This is a genomic window from Streptosporangium sp. NBC_01469, assembly GCF_036227305.1.
Taxonomy (GTDB): Bacteria; Actinomycetota; Actinomycetes; order Streptosporangiales; family Streptosporangiaceae; genus Streptosporangium.
On sequence record NZ_CP109465.1, the window covers coordinates 10371671 to 10385741 of the forward strand.

The 14071-nt window shown below is 69.6% G+C and carries 10 protein-coding genes; 4 read left to right on the top strand and 6 right to left on the bottom strand.

Going from position 1 to position 14071, the window contains the following annotated elements:
• Window positions 1-147: 147 nt before the first annotated feature.
• A complete protein-coding gene (locus OG587_RS45250) occupies window positions 148-1188 on the top strand; it encodes a hypothetical protein (protein ID WP_329085161.1) in 1041 nt (346 codons plus the stop codon).
• 278 nt (window positions 1189-1466) lie between these two features.
• Here the strand turns inward: OG587_RS45250 and OG587_RS45255 are convergent, their stop codons facing one another.
• The gene (locus tag OG587_RS45255; RefSeq protein WP_329085162.1) at window positions 1467-2378 is read right to left on the bottom strand and encodes a coiled-coil domain-containing protein; all 912 of its coding nucleotides are present in this window, start codon (window positions 2376-2378) and stop codon (window positions 1467-1469) included.
• Between the two features lie 343 nt (window positions 2379-2721).
• Here OG587_RS45255 and OG587_RS45260 point away from each other — a divergent pair, with 343 nt between their 5' ends.
• Complete coding sequence (locus tag OG587_RS45260; RefSeq protein ID WP_329085164.1) at window positions 2722-4155, top strand: aldehyde dehydrogenase; 1434 nt, start codon at window positions 2722-2724, stop codon at window positions 4153-4155.
• A gap of 348 nt (window positions 4156-4503) precedes the next feature.
• On the opposite strand, the gene OG587_RS45265 is transcribed toward OG587_RS45260, so the two are convergent.
• From OG587_RS45265 to OG587_RS45275, 3 genes are read right to left on the bottom strand one after another with little or no spacing between them, the layout of a single operon-like run.
• Complete coding sequence (locus OG587_RS45265) at window positions 4504-5808, bottom strand: acetate/propionate family kinase (RefSeq protein ID WP_329085165.1); 1305 nt, start codon at window positions 5806-5808, stop codon at window positions 4504-4506.
• Window positions 5805-7850, bottom strand: a complete 2046-nt coding sequence (pta, locus tag OG587_RS45270) for a phosphate acetyltransferase (RefSeq protein WP_329085167.1) — start codon at window positions 7848-7850, stop codon at window positions 5805-5807. The genes OG587_RS45265 and pta overlap by 4 nt, the downstream gene beginning before the upstream one ends.
• Before the next feature lie 53 nt (window positions 7851-7903).
• Complete coding sequence (locus OG587_RS45275; RefSeq protein WP_329085169.1) at window positions 7904-8662, bottom strand: alpha/beta hydrolase; 759 nt, start codon at window positions 8660-8662, stop codon at window positions 7904-7906.
• Between the two features lie 260 nt (window positions 8663-8922).
• Here OG587_RS45275 and typA point away from each other — a divergent pair, with 260 nt between their 5' ends.
• Both typA and OG587_RS45285 read left to right on the top strand, forming a co-directional pair.
• Window positions 8923-10776, top strand: a complete 1854-nt coding sequence (typA, locus tag OG587_RS45280) for a translational GTPase TypA (RefSeq protein ID WP_329085171.1) — start codon at window positions 8923-8925, stop codon at window positions 10774-10776.
• A 420-nt stretch (window positions 10777-11196) separates the two neighbouring features.
• A complete protein-coding gene (locus OG587_RS45285) occupies window positions 11197-11853 on the top strand; it encodes a superoxide dismutase family protein (protein WP_329085172.1) in 657 nt (218 codons plus the stop codon).
• A gap of 269 nt (window positions 11854-12122) precedes the next feature.
• On the opposite strand, the gene OG587_RS45290 is transcribed toward OG587_RS45285, so the two are convergent.
• Together OG587_RS45290 and OG587_RS45295 are read right to left on the bottom strand one after the other, a co-directional pair.
• Complete coding sequence (locus OG587_RS45290) at window positions 12123-13271, bottom strand: sensor histidine kinase (RefSeq protein WP_329085173.1); 1149 nt, start codon at window positions 13269-13271, stop codon at window positions 12123-12125.
• 2 nt (window positions 13272-13273) lie between these two features.
• The gene (locus OG587_RS45295; RefSeq protein WP_329085174.1) at window positions 13274-13930 is read right to left on the bottom strand and encodes a response regulator transcription factor; all 657 of its coding nucleotides are present in this window, start codon (window positions 13928-13930) and stop codon (window positions 13274-13276) included.
• Window positions 13931-14071 lie beyond the last annotated feature (141 nt).

A 14071-nucleotide genomic window follows, 5' to 3' on the forward strand; every position in this document is an offset into this window, starting at 1 on the left:
TCACCGAATTCCTCTTTCCACGAACATGCATGGCCGTACCTATTCGCCGCAGCGTCTCCTCGTGTGAGGGCGAGACCACCGTCCGCTACCTGTCGCGCTCGCCTCATTAACCCATCACGAACCCGGGAGAATCGGTAGTCTGCGGCAATGTCATTCGATCATCGATCTATTGGTGCGATAGCGCTGGTGACGGCCGCCGCGCTCACCACAGCCGCTCCCTCGGCCGCGCAGGCGCACGAAGCGCCCACGACCACGACCACGACCACGACCACGGCAGATCGCGTCTTACGGGTCTACAACAACAACATCGAGAATCTGGTCAGGAACAACACCGACGGCTCGTGCACCCGGGTCTCGGGTCCGGACCACCTCACGTCGATGCTGGTCGACGACAACGGCAAAACCAGCACCTCAGACGTGCAGGCGCCCGACCTCCTGATCGTGCAACAGGTACGTGGCGCCGGACAGGCCACGGCGTACGCCGATCAGCTCTCGGCCAAGTTCGACTATCCGGCGGGCACCTACAAGGCGATCGTGGCCTGGGACGACCCCGAGGTGTGGGGCGGCACGCACAATTGCAGCCAGCAATCGCTCGGCGACCTGAAGAAGAAGCAGACCAACGGGATCCTCTACAACACCAGAACGCTGAGCCTCGCGGCGGGCAACATCTCGAAATACTGGAGCGCGGGCTGGCTGAAGCCCGGAACGTCCTACCGCGACGGGGCCGGGTGCACGCTGTACAAGCCACCGAGCAACGACGCGAGCAGCGCCAATGAACACAAGTGGAAGCGCACCAGCGCCATCGCCGCGAAGTTCACCATCAAGGCGACGGGAACACCGGTGTTCGCCGCGACCATGCACCTCCCGGAACAGAACGGGGCGAACGCCTGCGCGGGTGCGGGCTCCGCGGGCATCGCGAAATCCGGCATCCATGTCGGCGCGGACGCCGCGAGCCTGATGAACACCTCAACGATCCGCGTGATCGGAATCGACGCCAATCGCACGGGCATCGCCCCGACAACGCTCGGCGGTTTCGGCATGACCGGTTACGGAACGAAGGCGACCTCCGGCTCCAGAAAGATCGACTACCTGTTCATCGAGGGCACCGTGCAACCGTCGAGCATCGGCCACACAGTAGGCAGCACGAAGTCGAACCATCTCGCGCTGTACGGATTCGTCAAGTTCTGAATGGGTGAACTCGTAGGGCCCGACAGGTCATCGCGTGGGACACACCGTATGGCGACCCACAAAATCAGCGCGTACACCGGACACCTGGCCGAAGGCGCCACAGGCCCGATCACGTGCACCGCTTCACCAAGCGGCTGACGGAGTCCCAGAGGATCACTCCTGACGGTTGTGGGAGCCGTTGGCAAGGTCACGCCGGTCCCCTCACCGGCCGCACACCACCCGCCAGAACACCTATGCGTCTGATGCAGGTGCCACATCAGATGCAATATGCATCCTTTTCAGAACATCGAGATGTGGACGTGGTCGATGTGGTTGGCGGTGTTGCCGCCTCGGTTGGACATCATCTTCCAGCCGGCGCCGGTGCGGACGTCGTAGTACCTCTGCTGCCAGATGATGTACATGACCCCGAGGCGGTTGCCGTTCTCGATGGCCCACTGGGCGAGGCGGTTGCCGCGGTCCATGGCCTCCTCCGTGGGGACGGCGCCGCCGCCGCTCATCATGAAGTCGCAGGCCCGGCCGCTGCCGTGCTCGCCGGGGTCGCCGGGGCGCAGGCAGCCGTAGCCGTTCGGCATGGGGAAGTTCTGCAGCACGAGGTTGCGCATGGTGACCGTGCGGGGGGTCAGGCCGCCGCTGCCCGAGGGGGTCTGGAAACCGTACTTGGCCAGGAGCCTCTCGATCCTGATCCGCTGCTTCTTGAGGTCGGCGATGTCCTTCTTGAGCTTGACGACCTTCGCGTCGGCGGACTTCTCCGCGGTCTTGGCCTTCTTGATGAGGTCCTTGACCCGGTTGAGCTGGCTGGCTCGGCGGCTGGCCAGGTAGGACATGGTGGCGGCCTGGCCGAGGGCCAGGTTGGCGTTGCCCTGGAAGCTCAGCAGGTTGCCGTCGTCGAGGGCGCCGCCCATGTAGGCGGTCTGGGCGAAGCGCACGACGTCGGTCTCGGCGTTGGCCAGGGCGCGCCTGAGGCTCTTGGCGTTGGTGGTGGCCTTGCTGGCCTGGACCCGGGTCTCCTCCAGGCTCTGCACCTGGCCGCGGTAACTCTTGTTGATCGCGGCGGCCTCCCGGGTGAGCTTCTTGAGCTCGGCCTCGGGGTTGGGCTTGGCGACCCGGAGGGGCGTGGCCCCGGCGACGGCCGGCGACAGGAGCATCACGGTGAGTGCGACAGCCAATGCGGCTGCGCGAGTCGGCCTCACGCTTCGCTCACCTCCGGAGCCCCCTCATAGACGGAGCGAAACTATAGAAGGCGATCTTGACGCTCGCCACCGGAACGAAGGAACTCGCGCACCATTGGTGAGCGATCTGCCCCTTTAGGGTGATTTAAACAAGCATTGCAAGACATGTCACTCCTGTCACCCTGGTGAATCCTCGCACGGAACGCACCACCCCGCCCACGGGACGAAGCCGCCGGCCACCCTTGTCATCAGCGACAGAACATGATTCGGTCTCAAGCAGCGGCGGGGCGCGTGGCGCCCCTCCCAGCGGATGAGACCATCCGAGAATCGCGACTCTGGCCCGCCCACCAGGAGGCAACACATCATGCGCCAGCACGACACGCTCTTCATCGGAGGCGACTGGGTGGCCCCCGCCGGGACCGGCATCATCGACGTCGTCTCCCCTCACACCGAGGAGGTCGTCGGCCGGGTCCCCGACGGTACACCCGTCGATATGGACCGGGCGGTGGCCGCCGCCCGCCAGGCGTTCGACCACGGCCCGTGGCCCCGGATGACGATGGCCGAGCGCGCGGCCGTCGTCGGCAGGCTCGCCGAGATCTACGCGGCCCGTCAGGGTGAGATGGCCGAGCTCATCACCCTGGAGATGGGCTCCCCGATCACCTTCTCCCAGCTGGCGCAGGCCCCGCAGCCGCTCGGCATGCTCCAGTACTACGCCGAGCTGGGGAAGACCTTCCCCGTCGAGGAGGAGCGCCCCGGCACGTTCGGCACCGTGACCGTCCGCCGCGAGCCGGTGGGCGTGGTCGCCGCCGTGGTCCCGTGGAACGTCCCGCAGTTCGTCATCATGATCAAGCTGGCCCCCGCCCTCGTCGCGGGGTGCACGGTCGTGGTCAAGCCCGCGCCCGAGACCCCGCTCGACTCCTACCTGCTGGCCGAGATGGTCAAGGAGGCGGGCATCCCCGACGGCGTCGTCAACATCGTCGCCGCCGGGCGCGAGGCGGGTGAGCACCTGGTGTCCCACCCGGGCGTGGACAAGGTCGCCTTCACCGGCTCCACCGCCGCCGGGCGCCGCATCGCGGCGATCTGCGGAGAGCAGCTCAAGCGGTGCACCCTGGAGCTGGGCGGCAAGTCCGCGGCGATCATCCTGGACGACTGCGACCTGCCCTCCGCGATGGGCTTCCTGTCGATCGCCTCGCTGATGAACAACGGCCAGGCCTGCGTCGCCCAGACCCGCATCCTGGCCTCGCGCAACCGCTACGACGAGGTCGTGGACGCGGTCTCGGCGATGGTACGGGCCATGCCGGTCGGCGACCCGTCGGACCCGGCGACCGGCATCGGCCCGCTGGTCGCCAAGCGGCAGCAGGAGCGGGTCGAGGGCTACATCAAAATCGGCATCGACGAGGGCGCCAAGCCGGTCGTCGGCGGCCTGGATCGCCCCTACGACCGCGGCTGGTACGTGGCCCCGACCGTCTTCGCGGGGGCCACCAACGAGATGCGCATCGCCCGCGAGGAGATCTTCGGGCCGGTCCTGACGGTGATCCCGTACGAGGACGAGCAGGACGCGATCCGGATCGCCAACGACAGTGACTACGGCCTGGCCGGGACGGTGTGGACCGCCGACACCGAGCACGGCATGGACGTCGCCCGCCAGGTTCGCACCGGCTCCTACGGCGTCAACCTCTACATGATCGAGATGAGTTCGCCCTTCGGCGGCTTCAAGGGCAGCGGCCTCGGCCGCGAGCTGGGCCCGGAGGGGTTGTCGGCCTACCTGGAGTACAAGTCGATCGCCCGCCTGGGCTGAGAGGACCGGCCTCGAACGCGCGTCTCGACGCCCGGCTCAACGGGCACGGCGCCCCGTGCAACACGCGTCTCGACGCCTGACTCAACGGACACGGCGCCCCGTGCGTGGTCGGCGCCCGGCCCCCGGCCTGTCCGGCGGGATCACGCGAGGTCAGGTCCAGATGCGCCCGTACGGCTCGCGACGAGCCGTACGGGCACACGGCCGGACGGCCGCCCAGCGCACCCCCGCGACGCTGGGCGACCATCCGATCACAAGAAGTATGTCCCACGACGATCGCCGAGCGATGATTCGGGTCCCGCGGACTTCTCCCGGCGGATGTCATCCATCCGTTGCAGTGGTAGACGTGTTTTATCCGCGATCGGTTCTGGAAACGACCGCGAGAGTTTGCCGGGCGATCTCGAACTCCTCGTCCGTGGGGATCACCGCGACCCGCACGGCCCCGCCGTCGGCGGAGATGAGCGTGTCGCCGCGCGCGTTGCGCACCGGGTCGACGGCGATGCCGAGCGCCCCGAGACCGGCCAGTGCCCGCTCCCTGACCAGGGCGGAGTTCTCCCCGACACCGCCGGTGAAGGCGATGACGTCGACCGTGCCGAGGACCGCGTAGTAGGCGCCGACGTACTTGCGGAGCCGGTGACAGTAGACCGACATGGCCAGCTCGGCGTCGGGGTCGCCCGCGGCCACCCGCTCTGTCACCGCGCGCATGTCGTTGTCGCCGCAGAGACCGAGCATGCCGCTGCGGCGGTTGAGCAGCGCGTCGACCTCGTCGAGGGACATGCCTCCCGTACGCGCCAGGTAGAGGACGACCGCCGGGTCCAGGTCGCCGCTGCGGGTCCCCATGACGAGCCCTTCGAGCGGGGTCATGCCCATGGACGTGTCCACGCACCGCCCGGCGGACACCGCCGAGGCGCTGGCCCCGTTGCCGAGGTGCAGGACGATCACGTTGGCCCCGGGCCCGCCCGTGAGGAGGGCGGCCTGGCGGGAGACGTACGCGTGTGAGGTGCCGTGGAAGCCGTAGCGCCGCACGCCCAGCCGCGCGGCCACCTCGCGGTCGATCGCGTACGTCGAGGCGGCCTGGGGGATCGTGGCGTGGAAGGCGGTGTCGAAGACGGCGACCTGCGGCAGGTCGGGGCGGAGCCGCCGGGCGACCTCGATGCCCGCCAGGTTGGCGGGGTTGTGCAGGGGCGCGAGCGGGATGAGCGCCTCGATCCCCCTGACCACCTCGTCGGTGATCAGCGTGGGCCGGGTGAAGGTCGTGCCCCCGTGCACCACCCGGTGCCCGATCGCGGTGAGCTCGGGGGAGTCGAGTCCCAGGCCGTCGGCGGCCAGCCGGTCGGCGACGACCTCCAGTGCCGCTCGATGGTCGGGGACCGGGGAGCCCGGCTCGCCGATGCGCTCCACCGTTCCCGAGGCGAGCCGCTCGGCACCGGACAGGAGTCGGTACTTCACCGAGGAGGACCCGGAGTTGAGTACCAGCACCCGGCTGGGAAGATCCCCTCGGCCCGGCTCCCCGTCCCGGGCCGAGCCGCTCCCCCGGTCCAGGTCGCCCAGGTCACCGCCCCTGCTCGCGCCGCCGTCCCGGCTCGGGTCGTCGTCCCCGCTCCGACCACCCTCCCTGCCGGAGATCCCGGTCGGCCGCGCGGCTCGCTCGCTCATGTGGTGACCTCCTGCGCCTGTACGGCGGTGATGGCGACGGTGCTCACGATGTCGGTGACCAGGGCTCCGCGCGACAGGTCGTTGACCGGCCTTCGCAGTCCCTGCAGGACCGGCCCGATCGCGACGGCGCCGGCCGAGCGCTGCACGGCCTTGTAGGTGTTGTTTCCGGTGTTCAGGTCCGGGAAGATCAGCACGGTCGCCCGGCCGGCGACCCGCGACCCGGGCAGTTTGGCGGCGGCGACCCTGGCGTCCACCGCCGCGTCGTACTGGATGGGGCCCTCGACCAGCAGATCGGGCGCCCGCTCGGCGACCAGCGCGGTGGCGGCGCGGACCTTGTCGACGTCGGCGCCGCTGCCCGACTCGCCGGTGGAGTAGGACAGCATCGCGATCCTCGGCTCGACGCCGAACCGCCTCGCCGTACGGGCCGAGGAGATCGCGATGTCGGCGAGCATCTCGGCGTCGGGGTCGGGGTTGATCGCGCAGTCGCCGTAGACGAGCACCCGGTCGGCCAGGCACATGAAGAACACCGAGGAGACGATCGAGGTGCCGGGAACCGTCTTCACGATCTGGAAGGCGGGCAGGATCGTGGCGGCCGTGGTGTGCGCGGCCCCGGAGACCATGCCGTGCACCAGGCCCCGGTGCAGCATCATCGTGCCGAAGAAGTTGACGTCGGCGACCACGTCCATGGCCAGCTCGGAGGTCATGCCCTTGTGCGCCCTCAGCGCGGCGTACTCCTCGGCGAACGACTCCCGCAGCGGCGAGGTCAGCGGGTCGGCGACGGTCACGCCCGACAGGTCGAGGCCGAGGTCGCCGATCCGCCGCCGCACCACCTCCTCCCTGCCCAGGAGGGTGATGTCGACGATGCCGCGCCGCAGGAGGATGTCGGCCGCCCGCAGGATGCGGTCCTCCTCGCCCTCCGGCAGCACGATGTGCCGCCGGTCGGCCCGCGCCCGCTCCAGCAGGGTGTGCTCGAACATCATCGGGGTGACCCGCTCGGAGCGGGTCAGCTCGATCCGGTCGGCGAGACCGGCCGCGTCCACGTGGGCCTCGAAGTGGCCGAGGGCCGTCTCGATCTTGCGGGGGTTGTCGGCGGTGAGCCGCCCCTCCAGCCCGGCCAGGGTGGTCGCCACGGTGAAGCTGTCCTCCTTGGCCGCGAGCACCGGCACACCGGGCGCCAGACGGGCTGTGAGCTCCCGTACGGCCTCGCTGGGCCTCTCCCCTACCGTGAGGACGACCCCGGCGGGTCTCGCCGTACCGGCCGCCTCGACGGCCAGCGAGACCAGCAGCAGGTCCGCGCGGTCGCCCGGCGTGATCACGAGTGCGCCGTCGACGAGGTGCTCCAGGAACACCGGGAGCGTGGCCCCGCCGAACACGAACCCGAGTACGTCGCGCAGCAGACCGTCCTGCCCGCCCTGGATCAGCTCGGCGTCCACGGCCCGCATGACCTGCCCGACGGTCGGCGCCGACAGCGACGGGTGCTCGGGCACGGCGTAGCAGGGCACCGGCAGGTCGCACTCGATGACCGTGCCCTCGGGCACCCGGTTGGCGATCACCGCGAGCACCGTGCAGCCCAGGTCGGAGAAGACCTGGTGGCCGGTACGCATCTCCGTCGCGATCTCCTCGGCGTCGTCGCCGTGCGCGCCCACCACCACGATCACCGGGGCGCCGAACTCGGCGGCCAGGCGGGCGTTGAAGGCGAGCTCGCGTGGCAGGTCGTCGGTGTCGAAGGAACTGCCGAGCACCAGCAGGGCGTCGCACTCGCGCTCCAGGGTGTGGAAGCGGGCCACCAGGCGGCCGATGAGCTCCTCGGCGCCCCGCTCCGCGTAGATCTCCGCGGCCTCCTCGGCGCTCACCCCCGTCGCCGAGGCGGCGGGACGGTATCTGGCCCTGAGCAGCTCCAGGGTCCGGTCCTCGCCGCCGCCGGTGATCGGCCGGAACACCCCCGTGCGGTCGGCCCGCCCGGTCAGCAGCTCCATCAGGCCGAGCTCGACGATCTGCCTGCCGTCTCCCCGCCCAAGACCCGCAACGTAGATGCTTCGCATGCGTCCCGTCCCTCGCCTCTGCCCGCCGCCGTCACATCGACATCGCCCTATGGTCAATCTTCAAGAGGATAGACAGCTTCCGGGGGACAGGACCTGGCCGCGGCCCATCCCCCGAGGCGGCGGACCAGATCCGGCGTGGCCGCCGACTCCGCGTGGCCGAAGCCGGACTCGATCCACAGCTCCTTCGGCTCGTTCGCGGCCTCGTAGATCTGGTACGCGTGGTCGAGGGGGAAGAACCGGTCCGCGTCGCCGTGCACGACCAGGAGCGGCACCGGGGAGATCTTCGCCGCCGCCTCGTAGGGCGCCAGCGGCAGCGGGTCCCACACCCCCTTCATGATCCGGGTGCGCTTGCCCAGCCGCGCGGCCAGCCGCCCGACCGGCCTCTCGATCGCCCAGTGCACCTGGCGCATCGGCCTGGTCCCCCGGTAGTACCACCGGGCGGGCGCGCTCACCGACACCACCGCGTCCACGCCGCCCAGCACCCCCGCGTGCCGTACGGCGACCGCCCCGCCCATGGAGAACCCGACGGTCACGACCCTCCGGTAGCCGATCGCCCGCGCGTGCCGTACCGCCGCCTCCACGTCGAAGATCTCCAGGTCTCCCACGGTCGACCGGCCTCCCGAACGGCCGTGTCCCCTGAAGTCGAACGCCACCACCCCGCCGAACCCGCTGAGCACGTGGGCAATGCGGCGCGTGGCGCGTTCCCTGAGGGATCCTGTGAAGCCGTGGGCCAGGACGATCCCGAGGTCGTCCGCGCCGCGCGAGGGGGTGTGGGCGGCGTCTATCCGCAGGTTGTCCCGAGTTCTGAGCATTACGGGAAGCGACGGTGCGAGAGGCATGAATCCGAGCTTAGGGAGTGCCGGATGCCCGGTCGCGCCCCGCTTGCGCCCCGGGCGCGGCCCCGATCCGCGGTACCGGTCATGGCCTCCGGCAGGGGGGCCGGAGGGTGTCCCGCGGGTGAATTGGCGCGCTTCATATGCCGGAGACGTGAGAGCGATTGTCCGGATCAACTAAAATGGGAGGGCCGCACAGTCCGCGGTCAGCCTCCACGATCACAGAGTGAGACTCCATCATGCCTTTGAACAGCCGCGACGACCTGCGGAACATCGCGATCATCGCGCACGTCGACCACGGCAAGACCACTCTCGTGGATGCCATGCTCTGGCAGTCGGGCGCCTTCCGCGTCAACCAGGACGTGGATGACCGTGTCATGGACTCCAACGACCTCGAACGCGAGAAGGGGATCACCATTCTCGCGAAGAACACAGCCGTCAAGCACGGTGGCATGACGCTCAACATCATCGACACCCCCGGCCACGCCGACTTCGGCGGTGAGGTCGAGCGGGGCCTGTCCATGGTCGACGGTGTCGTGCTGCTGGTCGACGCCTCCGAGGGGCCGCTGCCGCAGACCCGGTTCGTGCTGCGCAAGGCGTTCGCCGCGAAGATGCCGGTCATCCTGTGCATCAACAAGGTCGACCGCCCCGACGCCCGCATCAAGGAGGTCGTGGACGAGGTCTACGAGCTCTTCATCGACCTGGACGCCACCGAGGACCAGATCGACTTCCCGATCGTCTACGCCTCGGCCAAGGCCGGCCGCGCCTCGCTCAACCGTCCCGAGGACGCCGGAATGCCGGACTCCGAGGACCTCGAGCCGCTGTTCGACGTCATCAAGAGCACGATCCCGGCCCCGGTGTACGACCCGGAAGCCCCTTTGCAGGCGCACGTCACCAACCTCGACGCCTCGTCCTACCTGGGCCGGATCGCGCTCTGCCGCGTCCACCAGGGCACCATCAAGAAGGGCCAGCAGGTCGCCTGGTGCCGCACCGACGGCACCATCCAGCGGGTGAAGATCACCGAGCTGCTGATGACCGACGCGCTGGAGCGCAAGCCCGCCGAGGAGGCGGGGCCCGGCGACATCATCGCGATCGCCGGCATCCCGGACATCATGATCGGCGAGACCCTCGCCGACCCCGAGGACCCGCGCCCGCTGCCCCTCATCACGGTCGACGAGCCCGCGATCTCCATGACCGTCGGCACCAACACCTCGCCGATGGTCGGCAGGGTCAAGGGTTCCAAGGTCACCGCCCGCATGGTCAAGGACCGGCTCGACAAGGAGCTCGTCGGCAACGTGTCGCTGCGCGTCCTGCCGACCGACCGTCCCGACGCGTGGGAGGTGCAGGGCCGTGGCGAGCTGGCGCTGGCCATCCTGGTCGAGCAGATGCGCCGCGAGGGCTACGAGCTGACCGTCGGCAAGCCGCAGGTCGTCACCAAGCTCATCGACGGCAAGGTCCACGAGCCGGTCGAGCGGGTGACCATCGACTGCCCGGAGGAATACCTCGGGGCGATCACCCAGCTGCTCGCCGTCCGCAAGGGCCGCATGGAGCACATGACCAACCACGGCACCGGCTGGATCCGCATGGAGTTCGTGGTCCCGGCCCGCGGCCTGATCGGCTTCCGGACCGAGTTCCTGACCGAGACCCGCGGCACCGGCATCGTGAACCACGTGTTCGAGGACTACGAGCCGTGGTTCGGCGAGCTGCGCACCCGCAACAACGGCTCGCTGGTCGCCGACCGGTCGGGCCCGGTGACCCCGTTCGCCATGCTGAATCTGCAGGAGCGCGGCGTCCTGTTCGTCCAGCCGACCACCGAGGTCTACGAGGGCATGATCGTCGGTGAGAACTCACGCGCCGACGACATGGACGTGAACATCACCAAGGAGAAGAAGCTCACCAACATGCGCTCCTCGACGAGCGACACGACGGAGACGCTGATCCCGCCGCGCCAGCTCTCGCTGGAGCAGGCGCTGGAGTTCATCCGCGAGGACGAGTGCGTGGAGATCACGCCGGAGAACGTGCGCATCCGCAAGGTCGTCCTCGACGCCTCGACCCGCGCCCGGACCACCGCCCGCGCCAAGCGGACCAACTGATCCTCACCGCTGCTCCACCCCGTCCCGCCGGGCTCACCCGGCGGGACGGTCTCGTCCGGCCCGGCGTCGCGTGAGACGACCTCGTACGGCATGACCTCGCGTGGTCCCGCGTCGGAGCGACCTCCTACGGCACAACTCCGCGCGGCCCCGCGTCCAGGCGACCTCGTACGACACGACTCCGTGTGGTCCCGCGCCGCGTGAGAGGCGACCTCGTACGGGGTCGGCTTCGTACGGCATGATTTCGTGCGGTCCGGCATCGCACCGGACGACTTCGATAAGGCACGACTTCGGTACGGCACGACTTTGCCCGGCGAGACGGCGTGGTGCCCCCGGTGCCCGCCCCCTCCTGAGGTAGGAACCCTGTGCTGCCGCTCCCCGCGTCACGGCAGGGGAGCCCAGGACTCGTACGGGGGATATCTCATGCTTCACAGGACCTGTCTCGCCTTGGCCGTCGCGCTCGGCACGGTGACGGCCGGAGCCGGCACCGTCCCGGCCGCCCAGGCGATGTCTCGGACATCTCAGGCATCTCAGGTGTCACGGACGTCGGAGCCCGCACCGTTGCCCTGGCCGTCGGCCGAGGCCGTCATCAAGGACACCGCCGGGAAGAGCGTCGGCTTCCTGCGTATCGACCACAGGCTGTACAACAAGTCCCGGCTCACCATCACCGTCGGCGGCCTGCCCGCCGGCTACCACGGCTTCCACATCCACATGAAGGGCGTCTGCGACCCCAGGGCGATCGACCCGGTCACCCGCAGTCCCTTCGCCAGCGCGGGCGCGCACTTCACCATCCACCCGGCCACGCACAGCGGGCACTCCGGCGACCTGCCCAACCTTCTCGTCGCCGAGGACGGCACCGGTGAGGCGACCGTCGTGACCGACCGCTTCCGGGTGGGACAGCTCTTCGACAGCGACGGCAGCTCCGTCGTCGTCCACGCCCTGCCGGACAACCACTCCAACGTTCCCGACCGCTACAGCCACCCGGGCGACCCGACCGGCGACACCGGCCCGGACGCGGAGACCCTCAAGGCGGGAGACTCCGGCGGGCGCGTCGCCTGCGGTGTGATCACCAGGAACTAGTGGTCTCCAACCGCCCTCCAAGAGCGGCAGGTCATGACCGGCCGGATGCACCTGGCCCTGCTGCTCGCGTGGGTGGCCTTCGCCGCGCTCGTAACGCTGCTCACCTGACGCCCGATCCGGTACGGCTCCCCCCGGGGGGAGCCGTACCGGATCGGGCCGCCCGGGAAACCCGGGGAGGACCCCTCGTGCCGAGGGAACGGCCTGCCCGCCTCACCCTCGAACCGCGCACCCGGCTCGCCCGATACCGGCGGGTACCCGATGACCGGGCGTCAGAGACTCTCGCGCGGCAGCTCGACGGTGATCGTCAGGCCGCCCTCCTCCCGGGAGCCCGCGGTCACGTTGCCGCCGTGGGCCTCGGCGACGACCCGGACGATCGACAGTCCCAGGCCGCTGCCGCGATCGGAGCGCAGCCGGTCGCCGTGGAGCCGCCGGAACGGCTCGAAGATCGTCTCGATCTCGTAGTGCGGTACGGGCAACCCGGTGTTCGCCACCACCAGCTCCACCCGGTCGGCGCGCTGCCGGGTGGTCACCCACACCTGGCCGCCGTCGTGGTTGTGCCGGATCGCGTTCTCCACGAGGTTCTGCACGAGCCTCTCGACCAGCACCGGTTCACCGGCGGTCGGCGCGGGGTCCAGCAGCCGGTGGATGGTCACCTCGCGCTCTCCCGCCTCCTTGCCCGCCAGGTCGAGCACGTGCTCGACCACGTCGGTCAGGTCGAAGGGACGGCGGTCGAGGACCGCCTGCTCGCCTTCTGTCAGGGCGAGCAGGCCGTCGATCAGCCTCTCGTGCCGGGTGTTGACCAGCAGCAGGGACTCGCCGAGCCGCTTGACGTCCTCGCTCGCGTCGGGCCGCCTGACCGCCACGTCCACCAGGGTGCGGTTGATGGTGAGCGGGGTGCGCAGCTCGTGGGAGGCGTTGGCGACGAAGCGCCGCTGGCCGTCGAAGGAACGGGCCAGGCGGCCGACGATGGTGTCGACGATGTCGACGAGCTCCTTGACCTCGTCGTCTCGTCCGGCGTAGGTGATGCGACCGGTGAGGTCATGGCTCTGGGCGATGTATCGCGCGCTCTCGGTGACCGATCTGACGGGGCGGAGCGCCCAGCCCGCGGCCCGCCAGCCGACCATCGTCGCGACCCCGGCACCCACGAGCACCGTGAAGCCACCCACGGTGAGGACGTTGCTGATCGTGTCGGCCTGGTAGATGCGCCTGACCTGCGCGACCCGCTGCTCCGCCACCCGATACTCGGGATATTGCGGCATGTAGTAGAAGCCCGCGACCCGGATGTACTGGGGATGCCGCAACCCGTCGCGGGGCTCCAGGCTCTGCCGTACGAGGAAGGCGAGTCCCGCGACCAGAACGACGCCGAGGTAGAGGAAGACCGTGCCACAGACCACGGCGAACCGGAAACGAACGCTCATCTTCATGGAATGCGGTATCCCACTCCCGTGACGGTCTCGATGACCGGCGGATCGCCGATCTTCCGGCGCAACTTCATCATCGTCGTCCGCACGGTGTTGGTGAACGGGTCGGTGTGCTCGTCCCACACCTTCTCCAGCAGCGTCTCGCTGGAGACCACCGCCCCACCGGCTCGCAGCAGCTCGGCCAGCACGCCGAACTCCTTACGGGCGAGCGGCACGTAGCGCCCGTCGCGGAACACCTGCCGGTGCGCCCGGTCCAGGCTGATGCCCGCCCGCTCCAGCAGCGGCGGGTCGGCGGGCCGCACACGGCGGCCCAGCGCGAGCACGCGGGCCGTCAGCTCCTCGAACGCGAACGGCTTGGGCAGGTAGTCGTCGGCGCCGAGGGACAGGCCCGCCACCCGTGAGCGCACGTCGCCCGCCGCGGTGAGCATGATGATCCGCACGAGGGCCCCGTCGGCGACCATGGTCTTGCACACGTCGTCACCGTGTACGCCCGGCAGGTCCCGGTCCAGGACGAGCACGTCGTAGTCGTGGAGCCGAAGTCGTTCCAGCGCCGCCTCCCCGTCGTAGGCGACGTCGACGGCGAGCGCCTCACCGCGCAAACCCTCCGCGATCGAGTCGGCGAGCATCAGCTCGTCCTCGACGACCAATACCCGCAAGACGCCTCCCCCGGCTCCGAATCGCGCCAGCGTGCCACAGACGGCATAACGCGGACATAACCGATTTCGGTGACGGCAAGGTTATCGGCTGATCGCTGGACTGCTCCCACCGTGCCGGGAACTTCCCGGCCTCGGAACGGG

Coding starts and splice junctions, on each gene's coding strand:
- OG587_RS45250 (WP_329085161.1), top strand. CDS start 148: ATGTCATTCGATCATCGATCTATTGGTGCGATAGCGCTGGTGACGGCC.
- OG587_RS45275 (WP_329085169.1), bottom strand. CDS start 8,662: ATGCTCAGAACTCGGGACAACCTGCGGATAGACGCCGCCCACACCCCC.
- pta (WP_329085167.1), bottom strand. CDS start 7,850: ATGCGAAGCATCTACGTTGCGGGTCTTGGGCGGGGAGACGGCAGGCAG.
- OG587_RS45290 (WP_329085173.1), bottom strand. CDS start 13,271: ATGAGCGTTCGTTTCCGGTTCGCCGTGGTCTGTGGCACGGTCTTCCTC.
- OG587_RS45265 (WP_329085165.1), bottom strand. CDS start 5,808: ATGAGCGAGCGAGCCGCGCGGCCGACCGGGATCTCCGGCAGGGAGGGT.
- typA (WP_329085171.1), top strand. CDS start 8,923: ATGCCTTTGAACAGCCGCGACGACCTGCGGAACATCGCGATCATCGCG.
- OG587_RS45285 (WP_329085172.1), top strand. CDS start 11,197: ATGCTTCACAGGACCTGTCTCGCCTTGGCCGTCGCGCTCGGCACGGTG.
- OG587_RS45260 (WP_329085164.1), top strand. CDS start 2,722: ATGCGCCAGCACGACACGCTCTTCATCGGAGGCGACTGGGTGGCCCCC.